Origin of the sequence: Lacrimispora struthionigena (assembly GCF_048627165.1) — a bacterium.
GTDB lineage: Bacteria > Bacillota > Clostridia > Lachnospirales > Lachnospiraceae > Lacrimispora.
In genome coordinates, this window is record NZ_JBMBWP010000002.1 from 860706 (window position 1) to 880851 (window position 20146).

The 20146-nt window shown below is 39.2% G+C and carries 25 protein-coding genes; 3 read left to right on the forward strand and 22 right to left on the reverse strand.

The window, feature by feature from the left end:
• Positions 1-83 precede the first annotated feature (83 nt).
• The 3 genes from ACOAOT_RS12930 to ACOAOT_RS12940 form a co-directional block, all read right to left on the reverse strand.
• Complete coding sequence (locus tag ACOAOT_RS12930; RefSeq protein WP_420217353.1) at positions 84-1934, reverse strand: glycoside hydrolase family 3 protein; 1851 nt, start codon at positions 1932-1934, stop codon at positions 84-86.
• A gap of 99 nt (positions 1935-2033) precedes the next feature.
• Positions 2034-2498, reverse strand: coding sequence for a YaiI/YqxD family protein (locus ACOAOT_RS12935; RefSeq protein WP_420217354.1), 465 nt, complete (start codon positions 2496-2498; stop codon positions 2034-2036).
• A gap of 6 nt (positions 2499-2504) precedes the next feature.
• On the reverse strand, positions 2505-3260 hold the full coding sequence (locus tag ACOAOT_RS12940) for a hypothetical protein (RefSeq protein WP_420217355.1): 756 nt from the start codon (positions 3258-3260) through the stop codon (positions 2505-2507).
• Between the two features lie 131 nt (positions 3261-3391).
• Here ACOAOT_RS12940 and ACOAOT_RS12945 point away from each other — a divergent pair, with 131 nt between their 5' ends.
• Complete coding sequence (locus ACOAOT_RS12945) at positions 3392-3988, forward strand: TetR/AcrR family transcriptional regulator (RefSeq protein ID WP_420217356.1); 597 nt, start codon at positions 3392-3394, stop codon at positions 3986-3988.
• 71 nt (positions 3989-4059) lie between these two features.
• On the opposite strand, the gene ACOAOT_RS12950 is transcribed toward ACOAOT_RS12945, so the two are convergent.
• Complete coding sequence (locus tag ACOAOT_RS12950) at positions 4060-4605, reverse strand: rubrerythrin (protein WP_420217357.1); 546 nt, start codon at positions 4603-4605, stop codon at positions 4060-4062.
• A 78-nt stretch (positions 4606-4683) separates the two neighbouring features.
• Positions 4684-5280, reverse strand: coding sequence for an acetate uptake transporter (locus ACOAOT_RS12955; protein ID WP_420217358.1), 597 nt, complete (start codon positions 5278-5280; stop codon positions 4684-4686).
• A 198-nt stretch (positions 5281-5478) separates the two neighbouring features.
• On the opposite strand from ACOAOT_RS12955, the gene ACOAOT_RS12960 reads away from it, so the two are divergent.
• Complete coding sequence (locus ACOAOT_RS12960; protein ID WP_420217359.1) at positions 5479-5907, forward strand: YcbK family protein; 429 nt, start codon at positions 5479-5481, stop codon at positions 5905-5907.
• A gap of 83 nt (positions 5908-5990) precedes the next feature.
• Here ACOAOT_RS12960 and ACOAOT_RS12965 read toward each other — a convergent pair whose 3' ends face one another.
• From ACOAOT_RS12965 to ACOAOT_RS12995, 7 genes are all read right to left on the reverse strand, one after another.
• Positions 5991-6623, reverse strand: coding sequence for a PsbP-related protein (locus tag ACOAOT_RS12965; RefSeq protein WP_420217360.1), 633 nt, complete (start codon positions 6621-6623; stop codon positions 5991-5993).
• 43 nt (positions 6624-6666) lie between these two features.
• Positions 6667-7539, reverse strand: a complete 873-nt coding sequence (locus ACOAOT_RS12970; RefSeq protein ID WP_420217361.1) for a phosphotransferase — start codon at positions 7537-7539, stop codon at positions 6667-6669.
• A 19-nt stretch (positions 7540-7558) separates the two neighbouring features.
• Positions 7559-8152 (reverse strand): hypothetical protein, encoded by a 594-nt coding sequence (locus ACOAOT_RS12975; RefSeq protein ID WP_420217362.1) that lies wholly within the window; start codon positions 8150-8152, stop codon positions 7559-7561.
• A 94-nt stretch (positions 8153-8246) separates the two neighbouring features.
• Positions 8247-8753 carry a hypothetical protein gene (locus tag ACOAOT_RS12980; protein ID WP_420217363.1) on the reverse strand — a complete coding sequence of 169 codons (507 nt, stop codon included), beginning with the start codon at positions 8751-8753 and terminating at the stop codon, positions 8247-8249.
• Positions 8754-8899: 146 nt separating this feature from the next.
• Positions 8900-10198: an alkaline phosphatase family protein gene (locus ACOAOT_RS12985; protein ID WP_420217364.1), complete on the reverse strand. Its 1299-nt coding sequence runs from the start codon at positions 10196-10198 to the stop codon at positions 8900-8902.
• Positions 10199-10217: 19 nt separating this feature from the next.
• Positions 10218-11447 (reverse strand): MFS transporter, encoded by a 1230-nt coding sequence (locus ACOAOT_RS12990; RefSeq protein ID WP_420217365.1) that lies wholly within the window; start codon positions 11445-11447, stop codon positions 10218-10220.
• A gap of 15 nt (positions 11448-11462) precedes the next feature.
• Complete coding sequence (locus tag ACOAOT_RS12995; protein WP_277408382.1) at positions 11463-11660, reverse strand: YwbE family protein; 198 nt, start codon at positions 11658-11660, stop codon at positions 11463-11465.
• Positions 11661-11782: 122 nt separating this feature from the next.
• Between ACOAOT_RS12995 and ACOAOT_RS13000 the strand changes: the two genes are divergently transcribed.
• Positions 11783-12382 carry a DUF421 domain-containing protein gene (locus ACOAOT_RS13000; RefSeq protein ID WP_420217366.1) on the forward strand — a complete coding sequence of 200 codons (600 nt, stop codon included), beginning with the start codon at positions 11783-11785 and terminating at the stop codon, positions 12380-12382.
• A gap of 4 nt (positions 12383-12386) precedes the next feature.
• Here ACOAOT_RS13000 and ACOAOT_RS13005 read toward each other — a convergent pair whose 3' ends face one another.
• The 10 genes from ACOAOT_RS13005 to ACOAOT_RS13050 all read right to left on the reverse strand — a co-directional run bounded on the left by ACOAOT_RS13005 (position 12387) and on the right by ACOAOT_RS13050 (position 20127).
• A complete protein-coding gene (locus ACOAOT_RS13005; RefSeq protein WP_420217367.1) occupies positions 12387-13814 on the reverse strand; it encodes a serine hydrolase domain-containing protein in 1428 nt (475 codons plus the stop codon).
• A 74-nt stretch (positions 13815-13888) separates the two neighbouring features.
• Positions 13889-14455 (reverse strand): flavodoxin family protein, encoded by a 567-nt coding sequence (locus ACOAOT_RS13010; RefSeq protein ID WP_420217368.1) that lies wholly within the window; start codon positions 14453-14455, stop codon positions 13889-13891.
• Positions 14456-14611: 156 nt separating this feature from the next.
• Positions 14612-15100 (reverse strand): MarR family transcriptional regulator, encoded by a 489-nt coding sequence (locus tag ACOAOT_RS13015; RefSeq protein WP_420217369.1) that lies wholly within the window; start codon positions 15098-15100, stop codon positions 14612-14614.
• 19 nt (positions 15101-15119) lie between these two features.
• Positions 15120-15587: a metallophosphoesterase family protein gene (locus tag ACOAOT_RS13020; RefSeq protein WP_420217370.1), complete on the reverse strand. Its 468-nt coding sequence runs from the start codon at positions 15585-15587 to the stop codon at positions 15120-15122.
• Positions 15588-15596: 9 nt separating this feature from the next.
• Positions 15597-16067: a flavodoxin domain-containing protein gene (locus ACOAOT_RS13025; protein ID WP_420217371.1), complete on the reverse strand. Its 471-nt coding sequence runs from the start codon at positions 16065-16067 to the stop codon at positions 15597-15599.
• 37 nt (positions 16068-16104) lie between these two features.
• Positions 16105-16710: a TetR/AcrR family transcriptional regulator gene (locus ACOAOT_RS13030; protein WP_420217372.1), complete on the reverse strand. Its 606-nt coding sequence runs from the start codon at positions 16708-16710 to the stop codon at positions 16105-16107.
• 46 nt (positions 16711-16756) lie between these two features.
• Complete coding sequence (locus ACOAOT_RS13035; RefSeq protein WP_420217373.1) at positions 16757-17527, reverse strand: flavodoxin family protein; 771 nt, start codon at positions 17525-17527, stop codon at positions 16757-16759.
• Between the two features lie 137 nt (positions 17528-17664).
• Complete coding sequence (locus ACOAOT_RS13040) at positions 17665-18789, reverse strand: GGDEF domain-containing protein (protein ID WP_420217374.1); 1125 nt, start codon at positions 18787-18789, stop codon at positions 17665-17667.
• Between the two features lie 10 nt (positions 18790-18799).
• Positions 18800-19195, reverse strand: a complete 396-nt coding sequence (locus ACOAOT_RS13045; RefSeq protein WP_420217375.1) for an iron chaperone — start codon at positions 19193-19195, stop codon at positions 18800-18802.
• Between the two features lie 38 nt (positions 19196-19233).
• Positions 19234-20127: an EamA family transporter gene (locus ACOAOT_RS13050; protein WP_420217376.1), complete on the reverse strand. Its 894-nt coding sequence runs from the start codon at positions 20125-20127 to the stop codon at positions 19234-19236.
• Between the last annotated feature and the right edge of the window lie 19 nt (positions 20128-20146).

Sequence of the window (20146 nt, forward strand, 5' to 3'; positions counted from 1 at the left end):
CGTATGCTTCACTGTAAAAGCTGTCTCAGAATAAGAAAAGCTCTCCTGATTGGTGATCTGTATCAGGAAGAGCTTTTTCGCTACTAATATTTTAATCCATAACCCACTGGATACAGAACCTGATCTGTTCTGATATCCTCGACCCTTGAGTAGTAAGGCATTGGGAGAGTCCCTTTAAAGGTTTTCTTTCCTGTCAGCACATTAGCAATACCATCTCCTTCACTTCCCGGAAGATAACACATAACGATACCGTCCCACTGGTTCATATAGTCGCTGATTATAACATTTCTACCGGACACAATTAACGCTATTGTGGGATTCCCCAGACTTTTGGCCTGGTCAATTGCTTTTTTATTGCCGGTGAGGGCGAGGCTGCCGGTTATATTGATATCTGCACTGTCACCCTTCCATTCTGTATAGGTCTTTTCTCCCAGACACAATAAGGTCAGATCGGCTTCAGCCGCTTTCGCCGGATCGGTGATAATCGTCAGATTATATTCACCTGCAAGTTGTTTCAGCCCATCCATTATGGTTTTTCCTTCCGGGATCCATTTGCGTCCATGATTGTCTGCATCTGTACTTCCCAGCCAGGTAAACGTCCAGCCACCGCACTGAGCTCCTACATCATTTGCGGCAGGCCCCGTAACATATATTTTGGTTCCCTTCTTAATTGGAAGTATGTTATTGTCATTTTTTATTAATACAAGACTCTCTTCTACCAATGTTCTGGCTAAATCTCTGTATTCTTGTGATCCCAAACTGCTCTCTTTCGTAGTTACCTTCTCCATCATAGGATCATCTATAATTCCCATTTCCTTTTTAACCGTAAGAATCCGGCTGACTGCATCATTTACACGGTCCATTGAAATTTTGCCTTCATTGACTGCTTCAACAATATATTTCCGGCAATTTTCAAAATTGGAGTCTTCCATCAGCATATCGATCCCTGCATTGACTGCTGTAATTGTCTGATCTTTTAAGTTGTCACCCGGTATGTTATGTATGGAATTCCAATCGCTTACTATGAAACCCTGAAAGCCCATATCTTTTTTTAGTATGGATATGTATTTTTCATTGGCATGCATTTTTATACCATTCAAGCTGCTGTGACTGATCATAATCGTCTTAACACCAGCATCGATTTGTGCCTGATAAACTTTTAATAAATCTTGAATTTCTGCCTCTGAAAGCCTGGCATCACCACGGTCAATCAACCGCTTTTCTCCCTCTGAATTTTCACCTGTTCCGTATAGAACATTACCGTCTGCAAAAAAATGCTTTGCACAAGGGAGAAGCCCTCCATCAATCAATCCCCTGGTATACGATGCTCCCAGTTCTGCAACCATACCTGTTTCAGAGGAAAAGCTCTCATAGGTACGTCCCCATCTGGGATCCTGTGCTGCAGATAAACACGGAGAAAAGCTCCAAAGCATCCCTGTGAATTTTGCTTCGTCTGCCACTGCCAATCCCATCTGATAAGTCAGCTCTTTATCATTGGCGGCTCCGATTCCTATATTATGGGGAAATATCACGGCACCTCTACAGCCGGCAAGACCATGAACCTGATCATTTCCATAGATATAGGGCACGCCTGCCTCAGAACTTATGGCTTCCTTCTGGTATTTCAGGATCATATTCTTCCACTGTGATGCACTTAAGAAATTCTCACCAAATGTGGATAGAATGCTTCCGTAGCATTTCTCCTTCATCAGATTATCCGGCATATTATATACTGCTCCCTGTACCATCTGAGCCGCCTTTTGATCAAGTGTCAGTCTGGCCATAATGTTCTCCACTGATGTACTGTCAGTCTTGTGTTCCGTTTCAGCAGTAGTACTTACTTCCGTTCGACATACGTTACTCGTCTGAGTACCCGCGCATCCTGATAATACCATCATGAAAACCAGACATGCCCCTGTCACGCTACTTCTCATCACTAAATCCCCCTTATAATAAATTTGCATACCGTTATCAACAAGTTTACTCTTGTTAATTACGATATGCAATATTTATCTATCCCCGGGGCATAGAACTTACTTTTTCAAATTGGCCCTTTCGCTGACATAAGTAATCAGCTTCCGAAAGGATTCTTCAAAATGTTTGTCATCTTCTTTTGTTCTTTTTGAAGGTCCACTAAGATGATTTTTTGCCTTCGCTCTCCTTGCTTCTTTTGCAATATGCCGTTCCATCAGGAGCTGATCAATATTATCATTGGTATACCACTTTCCTGACTGATGAATTCCATATGCACCTTTTGAAAGTGCCATAGCCGCCACTCCATAATCCTGCGTTACCACAATATCACCGGCTTTGCACAGGTTTATTAACGCAAAATCCACGGCATCCGCTCCTGCGCCAATGATCCTGATCTCACTGTAATCAGACTGTAATACATGATTGGTATCACAGAGGAGGCAAACAGCTGTTTTATTATCTTTGGCTGTTTTTTCCACAATCCGAACCACCGGGCAGGCATCTGCATCTACATAAATTGTCATCGGTTTCTACCTCATTTTTTGATAGGTATTTAGTAACTCATCGTTAATTATATATGCCTTACCATCTGCAGTCAATTTGGAATCTTCGTCTAATACCCGTGCCCCATAGGTCCAGCCAGCAGGAAGATCCAGTTTATCACCTAAGGTTTCCAGATCAGCCATAGTTAAGCCTGGATCGATCTGTTGGGAATAGGACTGCATTCTGTACACATCACCAGTGGGGGAGGTTAATTCATATACCATATTTCCTTTCAGATAATAGTAAGTTGTTTCTCTGTTTACTACATTCTCGGTGTATTTTTTATCTCCAAGGTTACCATGAAATATTGTTGTATGAAGCTTTGCCCTCTGAGTCATCTCAATACCACCAAAGTTTGCAATTTTCCCATCCTTTGACATGGAACCCGCCTCTATCTTATTTACCACCCAATACCTTGGTCCATTTGCCAGTACTGCCATTGCACCATACTCTTTTGCCAGGGCATCCGTATCAATCTTCTCCCATAGATCCTGGGGAAGTTCATTGGAATTGACGGTATTGTACACTTCCATAGAAAGCTTGGCCCCTTTTCGGTAAACAGCTATAATTTCCCCGTAGCGGAGATTTCTCCAATCATCACCATGATCAATGAACTGTGTTTTTTCCACAGAAGGTATTCTGTTCTCAAATTCCTTCATGTTGCCGCAAAACAAGTAAATCAATACAATGGCAATTATAAGTAATATTAATGTTAATATTTTCCATATCTTTGATTGTATCATTATTTTTCCTCCTTTTAGGATACATTATTTTTATAAATTTATTTTAATATACATTTGTATCGTAATTAATTATATGATATAATCAAATGAAAGTAAATAATGTTCAGAGATAAGAGACAGGAGGCCTGATTTTGTATCATATAAAAGAAGACAAACGTTCCAAACAATCATCAAACCTGATTTTCAATGCATTTCAATCTTTGCTTTATGAAAAAAACTACTCCGATATTAAAATAACAGAGGTTATAGAGCGGGCTCAAGTCAGCCGGGCTACCTTTTACAGAAATTACGATACACTGGAGGATATTTTAAGATACGAATGTGATCAAAGGTTTATTGCATTAAAAGAATATATTGCTGGATATTATCTTAATCAAAATTCGGAAAGAAATACCCATCCACTGGACCTGCTAAAACCCTTTTTAAGATTCTGGTATTTGGATTCAGGTATCATTGAATTATTAATCAGGATCAATAATAAAGAAATATTATATAGTAATATATCAGACATGGTTAAGAAATTAATAGACAGAGTAAAATCCAGTCCTGACAAAGACCCATTTTATGAATACAGTTTAACCATACGTTCCAATATCATTATGGGAATCCTGGAGGTCTGGATATTAAACAATAAAAATATGGCTCCCGATACATTAAGCATTCAGGTAATGAAGCATCTTTCAGAGTCTTTGAAATACAAAGTTGATATCAGCAACGGTGATAATTAGCACTGATCAGACAAAAAATGAGGCGGCTGTTTTTCTTAGAAATATAAGAAAAATCAACCGCCTGTTTTTGATTAACCTCTACAACCATTTTTGGTATAAAGATAATTATATAAAATCCCATGTCTGAGTTCATCTGTTATGATTTCAATCATCATATTAATATGCTCACGAAATTCCATAGCATAGAGAATGTTACGATATCTTATCACAGCATTCTGCTCTCCTAAAAGAGCACGTGATAACCCCGCACAATAGCTTTCCGGTGTAACGAACTGCTCTCCCTGAACCTGTCGAGGCATTACTCCGGTAATTTCGTTATATAGCTGCTTAAACAAAGCATAATGACCAATCTCATTATCACGAATTCCAGATATAATTTGTTTGTCTTCATCCGATGGCGCATTTTCTATTAACCAAGAATAAAATAGTCTGTCTTCGGTTTCACCTGCAAGTGCCTGCTGAATCAAATCCAGTGCGTTGGGCAGGTTTTGGGGAAATGTAAATATATCAGCAGTTTGTTGTCCTCCCTGCATGTTTGATGCGTTCATTACGGACGTATATGGAGTTGCATAACCATAATTATAGGGAACGTAGCCGCCGTATTCATAATTACTCATTAATTCTCTCCTGAGAATATACTCTGAATAGTATATGAAGTATTACGAAACTGGTGTTTGTACTCTGTCTATTTTTAATTATAAAGGTAATACTGTCTTTTTAAATTCCTGGTTCAAGACCTGTCCCACTGAATTATAGATAGCAGATATACCACAGAAAATCCCCACGTATCCGGCAATTGTATGTATGGATTCCGCTCCTGTAAAGTTAGCCAGTGACAGCAGGAAGAATAAAACGGTAAGAGAGCCAAAAACAACCTGGCTGGCGCGGTTATGTTTTAACGTTCCGATAAACATAAAAAGTGTGAACACGCACCATAAGCCTAAATAAAATCCCATGCTTTTGGGATCAGCAGCTTCGATTCCTTTAAACGGGTTAATCCAGATTAAAATCAAGGACCACCAAAAGAAACCATAGGCTGTAAATGCTGTTGCACCAAACGTGTTATTTTTCTTGAATTCCATGATACCAGCTATGATCTGAGCGGCACCACCTAATCCAAATCCCATTGCTACAATCACAATGGATAAAGGAATCAATCCTGCATTATGGATATTTAGCAGGCAGGTAGTCATTCCAAATCCTAAAAGTCCAAGAGGAGCTGGATTGGCAATGGAAGGAGTGGATGGGGCTGTTGGTGTTGATTGAGTTACTGAAGCTGTGTTGGTTGACATTAGTTGAAAATCCTTTCGTTATTGTATATGCGAAAACGCACCTGGCATATAATATCATCTATTTTAGAAAAACACAACATAAATCTTTTCTTCCGTTTACAAAATGGAGGAATATCACTTTTTTATATTCAGAGGCGCACATAAGGTGGCCGCGGAATCTTGTAAACGCCTCAAAAATATAAGAAAGAAGGATGAAATATGGCAGTGAAAACCTATTCGCTTTCCAAAGACGGCGAGACTCGTCTGAGCACCAATTTTAAGGTTAAGGAATTTGCATGTAAGGATGGAAGTGATAAAATTCTGATTGACGGAGATTTGGTTGCTTATTTACAGAAGATCAGAGACTGGGCCGGAGCAGCAGTAACAATTAACAGCGGCTACCGGACAAAAAGTTACAACGAATCCATTGGCGGAGCAACCAATTCTTATCATGTGAAAGGACAGGCTGCTGATATTGTAGTCAGCGGTAAAACCACTTTAAATGTAGCCAGAAAAGCAGAAGATCTTGGTATGAAGGGAATCATGCAGTATATTACAAGCGGTTTTGTGCATGTAGATACAAGAACATCGAAATATTTTGCTAAAGTAGAAAACGGGAAAACCACTTCTGTATCCACCTTTGATTAAGATTGATACAAACACAATTAAAGCGCCCTGTTTCATATTCCTGAACCAGGGCGCTATATAACGTAAAGTACTGTCAGATTACATCAGCCGGTAAATTCAATGGATGATATAATTGAATTTAATATGCTTTCATAATCATTGCTTGAATCGGATTTATAGGTGCAGTTGAATTGAAAAGAAACAGGACCAACTACCGTTTCATACTGTGTCATAGTATATTCCACATCATCGGCCTTATATTGAAATACAAGCTTAATCGCTTCATTGCCATCAATGGTTGTTTTTGTTAAATCTGTTATAACCACGTCTGAATAGCTTTCTGACAAAAGTGCTTTGTAATCTTCCTTTGTTCGATTGAAATCAGTGAGCCAGGCTTCCCCTCTGGAATACCAAAAAACAGGGTTACTCCCTGATTTTGAATCAAAAAAATTAACATAAGATATATCTTCCCCAGGGTTTTCCTCAGATGTCCAATCTGCCGGATAATTGAATTTTATTACTTTATTGGAATAACTGTTTATCTGGGGTAATGACTGTGCTGTTGCAGATGAGGATGTTTCTGCTTGTATTGATGTCTCATTTGCTGGAGATGACGATTCTGCTTTCAGATATTCTGACTGTGTTTTATTTTGACAGGCGGATAACAATAACATTGTTCCTGCTGCAAGTGCAAATAAACACGAAGTTTTCTTATGCTTCTCTTTTAGAATATTCATTCTTATAAATCTCTTTAACACAATTCACCATTTTCTTTCTATTTTATTCCTGACTATATACATGCTCCATAAATTTAAAAATCCGTAACGTTTCTGCCACTGCTTCCTGATTTGCCTGCTGCTGCCAGAACGCGATAAATAAAAGTTCAATACACTGCATCATAAGGGGCAGCGCTTTCCTTTCATTATTTTCTAAAACAATCATAGATTCATAACCGCTTAGAAACTGACTGATAAACCTGATCCACTTATGTTTAATTGCCATAAGATCTTTGGTACCCAGTAATTGCCCTGACAGAAAATAAGCGATGTCAAATAAGCGGGCATCCTGTTTACCTAAGTCAAAATCCAGTACACCGGTTAATGATGTTCCTTCAAACAGTAAATTACCGTAATGCAGATCCCGGTGAATCTGCTGTCTGGGTAGCTGCGGATAAATACTGCATAGTGCTTCCATTGGTCCTGACCATTCTTCCTTTGTCAACAGGCTGCTGCTGGAAAGCTCCCTGCTGATCCAGCCCATGAGTTCCTGATGAAAGGGAGTAACTCCAGTCTTATTATCTGATACTGTCATAAAGGCACAATGAATTTTTCCAATGACAATGCCCGTTTCATAGGCTATTGCTTCATAGTCCTGTTCAAACACCTCTTTTATATGACTGCCTGCAAGTTTTTCCAGAAGCAGATAACACCCCTCTTCTGTCACTATATAATCCCTGCCATCTGTAGCTTTCATAATATGAGGCACTGGAACCCCATGGGAGCGAAGGGCTGCAGTCAGCCTTATATTATTAAGTGCAGCATTTTCTGTACTGACCGACTTTAAAATATACTTTCCCGCTACTTCCCAGGTTGTGGGCGTAGTGGCAACTGGCTTTTCATTAATCCCCCAATATGCAGTTATACCTGCCGTCATACATACACCTCTGTATTTTTTAACCTGTAACATCAATGGCAGATGAAGTTCCTGCATTTACTGCCCCTTGATTTCCCTTGCTGGCTCTTGCCGCGCTGTTCCATGCCTGATTGTATATTCCCCACAGCTGGGATTCTCTGGCATCTTCCGCCTTCGTTCCATAGGAGATCCATCTGCCATTGGAAAAAGAAGCCACCATCTCTCCATTGCTGTCGTAAAATTCAGCATAAGATACATCATCTGCTTCCTTGCTATATTTCACAGAACCAAACATATAATCCAACAGATTAAAGGTTTTGGGTTCCTGTCTGGTATTTTTATAAATCGCTCTTAAGCCCTGTGAAATAATATTTTTCCTGTCAGGGGAGACCGCAGAAACATAACTTTTTACCAGACTTCTAAATCCGGCTGAATCGGATTGAAATTTACCGGCCGCCTGATCTTTTTTTGCCTGCTCGATGATAGCTGTCTTATACTTTTCATCACTCATCGCCGGCGCTGTCTTTGTATTAAAATGAAAATCGGTATAATCCGGGGAAGGTACACTTCCCCGTTTTTGTGTACCGGAAAGCTGGTGGCTTTGCACCAGTGATTTATCATTTCCTACGCGCATTTTTTGCTCCTTATCTTTTTCAGGAAAGACTTCCATATGGGCTGGTCATATGAAAATCTATCCCGTAATTTATACTTCGATATCTGGTTAGAAATTAAAAGGAGTCATCCCAATAAATCGTAATATAAGGATTAGAATATGTCTTAGATCCAATGTCTAATATCATACCATGGGAAATCGCGCCGCTGATGCAGGTAGCGTTAAAGGAAATTGTATACGTTCCATTGGCTTTGGAAGCCAAAAAACCGCTTGTTCTCAAAGTTGTATTTTCCTTACCGTTCCAAGTCACTTTCTCTGCTGAACTTCTGTTACTGCTGGCCACTGTCAGGTAATTGGTAAGTACAGCTCCTGAATAGTTTTTAAGCGAACCCGGATTTACCTCAAGCTTTGTAATAACAGCATTGGCCGGAAGACCGGAAACACGGAATGTAACTTCACTGGAATTGCCGGTTTGACCCTTTTTTAAGGCAAGACTCATGGTACCGGAGGAAGTCACTTTCTTGGTTCCTGTTGCAGCATATGCTGAAGTTGTTGCTGTAAATGCCATCGTTATAATTAATAAAGCACTGAAAAGTAATTTTAAAAACTTATTTCTACTCATAAAAATGCCCCCTGTTCTAAATTAGTAAGAGAATCCCAGCAACCAGCCTGCCGCATCCCTTATTATACTTATCGGTTTCTTTGGGGCATTTCTAAGATTTTACTCATGATTTGATATTCCATTTCAGCATAACTGTCAATATAGCCTTATTCTCTTATATTGAGAAATGCATCTTCCAGTACTTTACCATCACAAGGTCCGAAGTCAACCCCAAGAATGGAAGCTATGGTTGGAGCAATATCTACCATATGGATTTCTTCCAGCTGATATCCTTTTTTAATCCCTTTTCCTGATAAGACAAAGCAGCAGCCATATTCTGGTTTCTCCGGAGAATATCCATGGGTTGCATACGTTTTATTCTCTTTTTTTAAATCCGTTACAAGGGGACCCGTAATTCTGTCCTCAAAGCTATAACCCGGTTTTGCTTCCAGCATACAACCAGAAACCGGGAAGGCATGGAATCGTTCCAGTTCTTCCCCCGTATAGATTTTCTCTATACCTAAGGTTTCCTCTTCTGCCGCTTTTTGAAGAATCTGCAGAGCGCGCTGCTTCGCTTCGTCATCATTTTCCTTTACGTGCAAATAAGCCGACCCGCCTGTGGACTGCAGATATGCCCTCCAATGCATGCTCCCATTTTCTTCATAAATAAGACCGTCTTCTTTTAGCAGTTGATTCAGCCTCACCTTATATCTTACATTTTTCTGACCATGATCACCCAGTACCATGAAGACCGTTTCCTCTGAAATACCTGCCAAAGCAACCGCCTCCATCATCTTTCCGATTCGTTCATCCATGCGAAGGAGAACCTGGTCAACCTCACTACTGTCTGTCCCATAATGATGTTTTGCATCGTCCAGATCAATGAAATGTATCATTAAAAGCTCCGGTTTCTTTGATAATATCGTGTCTGTGCCGCACATAACCGTAAAATCATCCAGGTAGGGCTGATCAATTCCTTTTCTTATTTTTCCGTATTTTCTCTCAAGCCCCATACAATAAAGAGGATTTCCGTTTTTTAGTATTTTAAGAGCCTGATTTTCACGTCCGATTGCTTTTATCTCAGGCATATTATAACGAATGGAAGCCTTTCCTGTGACAGGCCATAAAATAGCAGCTGATTTCATCCTGTGCTTTTTTAATGCTTCATACACGGTGGGTACCCTGATATCTTTTCTGAACCAGAACCATGCCTGCTCTTCTTCTTCAACAAAAGGCTGGAGCGGGTTATTATGATAAATTCCATGTTTATTCGGATAAACTCCGGTCATCATAGTGGTATGGACAACATAGGTAAGAGTCGGATACACACTTTTTAATTTTGTACTAAAAACCCCGTTTTCTATTAAACGGGAAAGATTGGGAAGCCGGCTTGCTTTCTCCCAGTTATCTTCAGAAAATGCATCATAAGAGATTACGATCAGATGCTTTGCTTTTCCACTGCTCATTTTCATCCCATCCTTTATCTTATTTTTCTTCCACAGGAAGCCTGATAAATATAATAAATCCCACTAAAAAGAGGGGTATAATTCCAATAATACTCCATCTTGCATTGCCTGTAACTGCTGTTGTAAGGGACATCAGCGTGGGGCCCATTATCGCTGAAAATTTACCAAAAATATTATAAAACCCAAAGAATTCGTTGGATTTTTCCTTTGGAATAATTTTAGCAAAATAAGATCGGCTCAGTGCCTGAATTCCTCCTTGGGCAGAACCAATCATTGCACCAAGAATGAAGATGTGCCAGACGGAAGATATAAAAAATGCAGCAATGCAGGAAATAATATAAGTGAATATTCCTATGATAATCATGGTTCTGGCAGAGAAACGTTTTGCCATATTTCCATAAAATATTGCACATGGAAAAGCAATGATCTGAATAATCAGCAGAATCGCCAGCAGGGAGAAGGTATCCAGTGCATCGTTTCCCATAACTGCGGTGGCATAAGGAATTACCATCTTAATAATGGTATCCACACCATCAATATAAAAGAAATAGGCACCAAGAAAAATAAATACAGTCTGATACTGTTTCATTTGTTTAAATGTTTCTGCCAGCCTTTTAAAACTATTCTTTATGGTATCCTTACCGGGTTCCACATAATGAATCTGTTTTACATCTCTTATCATGGGAACGGTAAATAGTCCCCACCATAAAGCTGTAATAATAAATCCAATCTGATATCCGATGGATTTTTCCATTCCAAGAAGAAAGATCAGTATCAGACTAATACCAAAAGGGATGACACTGGATATGTAGCCGAATGCAAAACCAAGGGAGGATATCTTATCCATTCTTTCATCACTGGTGACATCAACAATAAATGCATCGTAAAAAATATTAGATCCTGCAAAGCCAATTGCTGACAGAATAAAAAACAGAATTAAAAGCTGCCATTGCCCGCTGGAAGGAGGGATAAACGCCAGTGATGCAGTTGACAGGACTCCCAGACAGGTGAAGAATACAAAAAAACGCTTCTTTTTGTCCTTATAATCGGCTGCAGCGCCTAAAATGGGACTTAAAGCCGCAACCAGGATACTGGCAATGGAGTTAAAATATCCCAGATCCATGCTGCGTTTCACATTATCAAACATTCCGAACATAATCGGCAGCAGCGCGGTTGTTACAGCCATGGAATAAGCTGAATTACCGCAGTCAACCAGTATCCATGATTTCTCTTCCCTGCTTAAATTCATGATTGAATCCTCCTGTTACTGGTCCACGCCTCCCTGCACTCTCCCTACAATTCCACCTTCCAGCATTACTTTAATGCCTCTTGGATGATTGGGAGAATTGGTCAGTATTCTCTGGACCACACCCTCTGTGAGTTTGCCTGTTCTCTGATCCTGTTTTTGCACCACCATAACGCGGTCCCCAATTTTAATGTTTTTTCTTACTGTTCCGTCCATTTCATTCCTTTCATTCTCTAAATACGCCGGTACTCCCCACACCTTAATATTTAATATTTACATAATTATTATAAATCAATCAATACTAACAGAAACTGAATAATCCTGAGAGGAGATAAAGTATGGATTACAGCTTAATATGGAAAACAATTATTATATTTTTTGCAGGTAAACTTATTCTGCGATTGGGGGGCCGTAAATCAATCTCGCAGATGACAATTACGCAAACCATTGTCATGGTTGGCATTGGCTCCCTTTTAATCCAACCGATCGCTGAAAAAGGAATCTGGGGCACACTGCTGATTGCATTTCTATTCACTATGCTTATGGTATTGTCGGAGTATCTGGAAATAAAGTTTGATCTCCTTGAATCTCTCTTTTCGGGCAAAGCAGTGGTTGTCATAGAAAATGGAGAGATTATTTTGAAAAATCTAAAAAAATTACGGCTTACAGTTGACCGACTGGAAACTCGTCTGCGCCAAAACGGTGTGAGTTCAATAAAAGATGTAAAAACAGCTACCATAGAGGTAAGCGGCCAAATAGGCTATGAACTAAAAGATGATAAAAAACCGCTGACAAAAGAAGATTTTATTACCATAATGGCGGAAATATCACAGCATAATCAATTAATGGCAGGTTACCAGAAGACACAAAAAAGCAATTCAGACAGTATATTCCAGGAGGTTATTCTTAAAAACAAAGAAGGGAAAAACGAGCCTTAGTTTTTTAAATTCTAACGTAATTAAGTATTACTTCCTTTTCTGCTGCTACCTTTAAAACCAGATTTTTCCGCTCCTCTCCAAACGTAAACGTAAGCTTTGTATTTAATGGTGTCTCATAATGCCAGATACAGGCTTTAAACTCATCCTGTTTCCACTCTCCGTAGCAGACAGCCCTGTAAAAGGATTGGTTTTCCCAGAATGGCTTAGCAGTCTCCACCCATTTTTTCTCTATGAAACGGATCACATATAAGGGCTGCGAGTTTTCACCGTTATAAAGAGCAAGCAGACATTCACCGTTTTCGAAATCAAATCTTATCTTTTTTATATTAAGCTCTATCTCTACTTCCGAATCAGAAGAAAGCTGGTAGGAAGCCCGGAATACAGGATAAGGATCTGCATTTTCATTCACCTTCAGATGTGTCTGGTTTGCCCCAAACTCAACCAGTTTACTGTAATCATCACTTTGGGGCAGAACCCCTTCCCCTCCAAGTGCCGGAAGAAGGTCACTCCAGATCAATTTCATAAATTTACCCATGTCTGCATTACTTGTTACAGCGATAACGCAGTTATATTCAGGCATAACGATACAGTATTGTCCATACATACCATCTCCGCGGTACACTCCTTCGGGGACACATCTCCAGAACTGGTATCCATAACCCTGAGCCCAGTCATTATCAGCTTCGTCGCCGTTGTTAATCTGTTTGGATGTTGCCTCCTCTATCCATGCTGCAGGTACCAGCTGCCGCCCATTGTATTCACCTTTTTGCAGAAGCATCTGTCCAAACACGGCGATATCCTCTGTTTTGATATTCAACCCAAAGCCGCCAAAACTGATCCCTAAATTATCTTCCTCCCAGACCGGATCAATTCCCAGCGGCTCAAACAGCCTGGGCATAAGATAGTCCACAAGCTTCTGCCCGGTTAATCTTGTAATAATTGCAGAACACATATAGGTAGCCATGGTATTATAAAAAAATGCGCTTCCAGGCTCATTCTTCACATGGGAGCTTAAGAATCCCAGAATGTTATTAAAGTTCTCATCATCCCAGTTCCAGTTCTCATATGTCATTCCCGTTCCCATTGTGAGGAGATTTTTTACCGTCATTTTTTTAATTTTCTCGTCAGTCTTTTCCCCCAGTTCTTTCATTTCAGCTGCAAAAATATCAGCAATCAGCGTATCTGTTGTTAACAGACCCTCGTCTACTGCCAGTCCAATTGCGATTGAAGTAAAGCTTTTGCTTAAGGAAAACAACTGATGTCTGTACTGGGGCGCATACGGCTTCCACCAGCAATCAGCAATATTTTTACCGTTCTTAAGCAGCATAAATGAATGAAGCTCAAATCCCTGTTCGTTTACCTTGTTTAAAAAATCCAGTATCGCCAGGGATGAGACTCCCTGTGATTCTGGTGTCGCTTTTTCAAGTCTCATACACTACCTCCCAATTTATAATCATATCTATTTGCATTTAACATCATTGTATGACAAATTGTAAGATAATACAATTAAATCATTGCTAAACTGGAGCCAAAATGCGTTAAGTCCCTGCATAAGTCTTCTCTATCATTTATGAAACCGCTACGCAAATCAGTAACAACAGGGACCTCTTTTACATCAAAATCCAGAGTTCTAAACATTTGGCTGGTATAATTTATATAGGGCTTAAATAAATCTGCATCGGGGTTTCCCTGGTTAAAGGAAAGAACCATTTGTTTCTTAACAGTATTGTCTTTAAAGAATGGAGAGAACCGTGGTGAAAAACGTGCAAACAGCCTGTCTGTGAATATCTTTCCCTGAGCGCTCATCTGACCCATATAGATTGGCAAACCTAAAATGATAACATCTGTAGATTCCAATGTATCATAAATTTTCTGCATATCATCGTTGATCACGCAGCCCTGATCCCCCTTATGGCAAGCCCAACAGCCCCTGCACGGTTTAATATCAAGGTCGCTGAAACTAAATGACTGGGTGTTGGCACCCTGTTCCCTTGCTCCTTCCAGCAATTTGTTTACTATAAAAGCAGTATTGCCTTCTCTTCGCTGACTTGCGATAATTCCAATTATATTCATTTGTCTTCCTCCTCTTGAGTTTGTAATATATTTTTTTATTTTTTTGTGTCCCGGGACCCATATTGGTATGATAATACTTTTTTGAGTCTTTGTCAACAATAATTGCATTGCAAAAAGCAGCCCACTCTTTCAGAATTTGGGCTGCCTCTCCATCTGTTATAATTTATCACACCAACCAGACGTAATATCTACACCCAGCTTTTTTATCTCTGCATCTAAATGTTGATTAAACTTTTTCGCAAAACCAAGCATACTATCATACTGTTCTTCTGTTATTCCATCAAATACAATTTTATCCCGCTCTTTATATTCTTTATGCAACTCCTCATGAACTTTGTATATCTTATCTCCCTGTTTTGTAAGTCTAAAATATACCTCTTTCCTGTTTTCTGGTTTCTGATAACTTTCAATAAGGCCTTTCCCAATGAGCTTCTTTGTCAGCTTACTGATCGCGCTTCTTGTCATATAAAACGACTCAGCAAGTTTTGTGACATTGGAATCTTCGTTTTCACCAATGTATTCGATACAATGTACTTCTGAAGGATTATACTCCTTAAGCCTTGTTTTCATTTTAAAGCTGTCAAGCCACATCTTCTTATTAAATAAATCCCAAAGTTCTGACATGACCTGTTCTTCTTTCTTCACGGTCTGCCCTCCGATTTCTCTAATTTTCCCGATTGTCATAGGGAATTATCACCTTTTCATATTGATACTGCCCTGCCTCCACAGTCATTCGGCTCATCGTGATCTCTAAATGAAAGCGCCGCTTACCGCAGCTGCCAGGATTAAGATACAATATTCCATCTATAACTTCAGAGGAGTATTTGTGAGAATGCCCATAGATCACTACATCCACGTCCGGCAAGCGTTTGGGAACATCTTTCCTGTTATGAACAATAAAAAATCTCACACCTTCAATGGTGACAGCAATACTGGCGGGCAGATCTTTGGCCCAATCCATGTCGTTATTGCCCCGCACCATATAAGTCTCCCCTGACTGCCGCACATAGTCAGCGATGTAAGGGGTGTTAATGTCTCCTGCGTGTATGATACAATCTGCTGCATCCAGTTCAGCCATGACCTGCTCTCTCAGAAGACCATGGGTATCTGATATGATTGCAATATGTTTCATTGGTTTCACTCACCTCATCAGACCAGCAAAGCGTGTTATATTCTCCTCAGCGATTCGAGACTGACTCTGATCAGAGCCAGTTATCTTTTTCATGATAAATTTCTCTATGAAATTCATTTTGTCATAATTGCATTCCCCGCCAAAAAATCCCTTTGCGGCGGCGGTAGCCAATAGTTCCTTTGGAAAAGAGGATTCAAGCTGCTTTTGTGCATCATCTTCTTTTGCCATTCCGCAGATAAAGAACCCTGTTTTTTTATCTTTCAGGGTGTTTTGATTGTCTGAACAGAAACTCATAACTGGCTTTCTGATTTTCCCGGCATAGATTGAACCGCCAATGATGACTTTATCATATTTTGTCAGATCGGGGTGATTGCTTCTTAAATCACAGATATCCACCTTTCCCTCAAGCTTTTTCCCAAGAATCTCTGCGCACGTTTTCGTAAATCCGTATTTAGATGCAAATGCGATTAATGTACTCATATTAATACCTCCCATAGATTTATTTCGTCAGCATGTTTCATTTACTTTCATTCTTCCCTTCCTCTTTGGATACCGCCGTCAGGCCTTTCATTGTAAATTCTATGAGATAATCCAATACCTGAGGAAAATACGGAAGGCCGATTTCCTCTTTATGGGTCTCAACTGTAATGATTGCTGTGAATATAGCCATGATCATTTCACTGTCAATATCATTCCTCAGCCTTCCGTCCGCCTGCCATTTTTTAATGACATTAAAAAGATCCTGATACATGAAGTCAAGGCGATTAAGCCCCTTCTGTTCGCGGAAATACTGCTCCATTTTGTAAGACACGTCCTTATTATACCACTCTTTCAGGATTGGATTTGACTTCATGCCTTTTAGATTTATTAACATCAATTCTTTAACCAGACTTAGCGGTTCCTGATCCATGTCGATTGATTTCAGTATTTTTTTCTTCAGCTTTTCGTTTTCTTCCAGATATATTACCATGAAAAGCTCCTCTTTTGAGGTATAGTAATTATAAAATGTACCTGTTCCAATATTTGCAGCTTTCGTAATATCTGACACACTGGTATCCTTAAACCCATTCCGGCTGAACAGTTCCTTTCCACATTTAAATAATATTGTTTTCGTATCTTTCAATGTGTAGTCCTCCAACATATTTTATATATCAGACATCGACAAATTCCTACTTCTGCTTCGCCAGCCGATGTCCTGTCAAATCAAAAATCCACCCCATCAGCTTTTTAAACGGTTTTAAGGTAACATCGTAATAATAATCCGATTCAAACCATCCCTTTGACTTGTAATACCGATAGTCATAATATTCATCGCTAAGCATATCCTTCATTCTTGTTCTTGAAATTCGAAACATCATCAAGCGGAACAAAGACGGGGACTGAGCCCCTTGACGCATAAGCACACGATAAAACCTTGCAGCAGCCTTTTTTATTTCCAGTGAGTTATTTTCCTGTGCAGATTTTGTCTTCGGCTCCAGGGTATTTAATACACAGCCTTTTGTAACACGATACCCCAAATTTTCTCCCATATCGCCAAGATACTTGATAATAGAGTTTCCCCCGAACATACCCTGAGTAACAATAGATGTAAACGCTTTTCCAAAAAAGCACGGCCGATGTAATAAAAATGCTGTCCGGTCCAATAAATTTTTCATGGGTGCTGAGACATGAAAGGAATAATTAGGGGTGGCAAATATAACACCGTCTGAATTATTCATCTTATCAATCAGCAAATCCCGATCGTCCAGTAAGGGACAGAGTTCTTCTCCTTTATTGAAACACAGCTTGCAGCCCCTGCAAAACTCAATTCGATAATCCTTTAAGAAAACATATTCAAACTCAATTTCAGGATACGATTTTAAATTACTCTCAAATTCACGAACTGCTTCGTATGTTGCCTTCTTCTGGGCACTTCCTATAAAAGCGGTGACTTTTTTCATTTAATACCTTTCTGCAAAAGCGCTATTATGTGAATGAATTAAATATTATTCATTCACATAATAGCGCTTTTTTAGTTACACGTCAAGTACAAAGTAGTGATGTTCAATCTGCAGGATAAACTGCACCTCCCAGGTTTTCATCTATGAGACTGTTTGTTTTCGTATAATAATGTATCAATCTTTTTTTGAAATTCTTCTAATTTTAAATGTGAATGGTAGTCATATATTGCATACCCCATACTAAAGTCGATTTTATAGGGCAGATTGCTGACGGCATTATATCTTTTCGTGCTTTCATTCACTCTGCGTATAATCTCTTCCAGATCAGCTCTGTCAGATGTCTCCAAAACAATACAAAACTCATCCCCGCCATAGCGGGCAATAAAATCATTGGAACTGATACAGTTTTTAAGAATTGTTGAAATATTTTGCAATGCCCTGTCACCTTCGTCATGACCATAGTTATCGTTAATATTTTTAAAGTTATCCAAATCTATCATAATAGCCGAAAAAGTCTTTTCTCCGGTACTTTCACTGATTTTTTTCATTAAATGGAGATCAAGCATCTTGCGATTGTTAACCCCGGTAAGATAATCTATATAAATATCCCGATTTTGAATATTTATAAAAATTACCAGCTGGGATAATACAACACTATTGAGCATCAGTGATACCCCATAAAAGAATACTTGTAAAATGATACACATAAGAGGAGGTACACAAAAAAACATAAGTGAAAAAAAATGTTTTTTCTTGATTTTCCTGGGATTAGCGATAATTATAATTAATGCAATTAGAATCAAGACAACGGTAAAGGACCCCGCAAGAAGAAAAAGGGGACCTCTATGGTAAATATTATTGGAATCAATATAATAATACCAGTCATAAAATTGCGATAATACTACCAAAGCTGCATTAACAGCATTATAAACAAATAGAGGAAATACTAACCGTCTTGTTTTTTTCTCATCCTGAAATATATTGACATGGACATATAGTAACCAAAGGGAGGGTAGTATTGGATTCAGGAAGAAAACCAGGAAATTTCCCAAATAATTTATTACTGCATACATTGTATCTGACTTACCATCAAATCTGCTGAATATATCTACAACCAGCATAAAAATGGTGATTTTCAGCATCATCGTATAAAGCTTATACTGCAAAGATTCTTTTTCTTTCTCTCTGGAAGAATGATAGCAGATTACAACCAGCAATGATACCGAATAAATATTTAATATTATAACGTTCACTAACCCCATGCTCTACCTCTTATTTAAGCAGCCATTTAGCGATTTCTGCGATCAAAGTCAGCGGAAGCTGCTTTTCATATGGCAGCTGTATTGCGCCTTTACTTGTTTTGTATTCTGTCAGCCGATTTGCGAAATGCACCATTGCAGCCTCACCGGGATACACCCCTATATGTTTTTTAAATGCGGCAAAATGAATGATGTTATGTCCGTTCCAGTAAGTCGGCATCTTCCACGAAATGCGTTCCTCTGCGCCCGGCAATGCAGTTCGGAGCGTATTGCGAACCTGATGTAAAAGCGGCTGAATCTCCTTATCCTGAGCTTCAATATAGGCATCGATTGTATTCGGTGCCTCACTGCAAAAATGATTTTGATCCTGATTTTTAAATTCCCGTCCACATTTTGGGCATTGCCACATATCAGATACACCTTGTCCTTTCCAAATTCACCCGAATCTTATCCTTCCATACCAAGTATCACAATACCAATAGCTGCTATGGCAATGACAAGATACTGTTTCCATGATAGCTTTTCTTTCAATACAATTCTTGCCCAGACAAGGGAAAAAATGCAGTAAGACGAAATCATTGGTGCTGCAACAATTGGGTTATCTCCCAATGCATAAATATAAGCAAATTGTCCTGCAGTCTCAAATACACCTGCAAGTACCTTTGGTTTTTCTGCGGAGAGTCTGATTTTCTGCTTTTTAACAATCACCACATAGATAAAAGCAAAAACAGCCATCAGCAAAAATGTAAATTCGTATGCAATATTGGCTGATCCCTCTCCAATATACCGGTCTAGAACCAACGCATCTGCAAACGTACCAAGTCCGTCAATGATACAGTAAAAGATCGGAAAAAAAACAGCAATAAAGCTGTGGGTATATTTCCGATCCGGAACTATACCGGCCTGCATACGCTCTGCATCCTCCTGTCTTTTCTCAAAAACAGAAAGAAAGAAAATACCGATACATACCAATGCGACTGCAAAAAACTGTAACCAGCTCATTTTCTCTTTCAAAATAAAGAAACACAAAAGAGCCGCAACTGCACCTGATGAATTACAAATCGGTGTGGAGACTGAAAGGACTACATACCGCAGACCCACATAACCAAGTATCATTGCGAGAATATATAGAAATGATACAGGCAAATAGGTGAGAATATCTGATATCTGAAACTCTGCACCTCTGCATAGTTCAATCACAGCGTGTATTCCCATGACCGTACCAACTGCCATAATCATTTTCCAATGACTGTATTTATCATCTGGCCTGGAACCTATTTTTGAAAAAAGGTCAGAACCACTCCAGAATAATATTGCTATCAGTGAAAGTATAAACCACATTTTATTTCTCCTGTCTTTA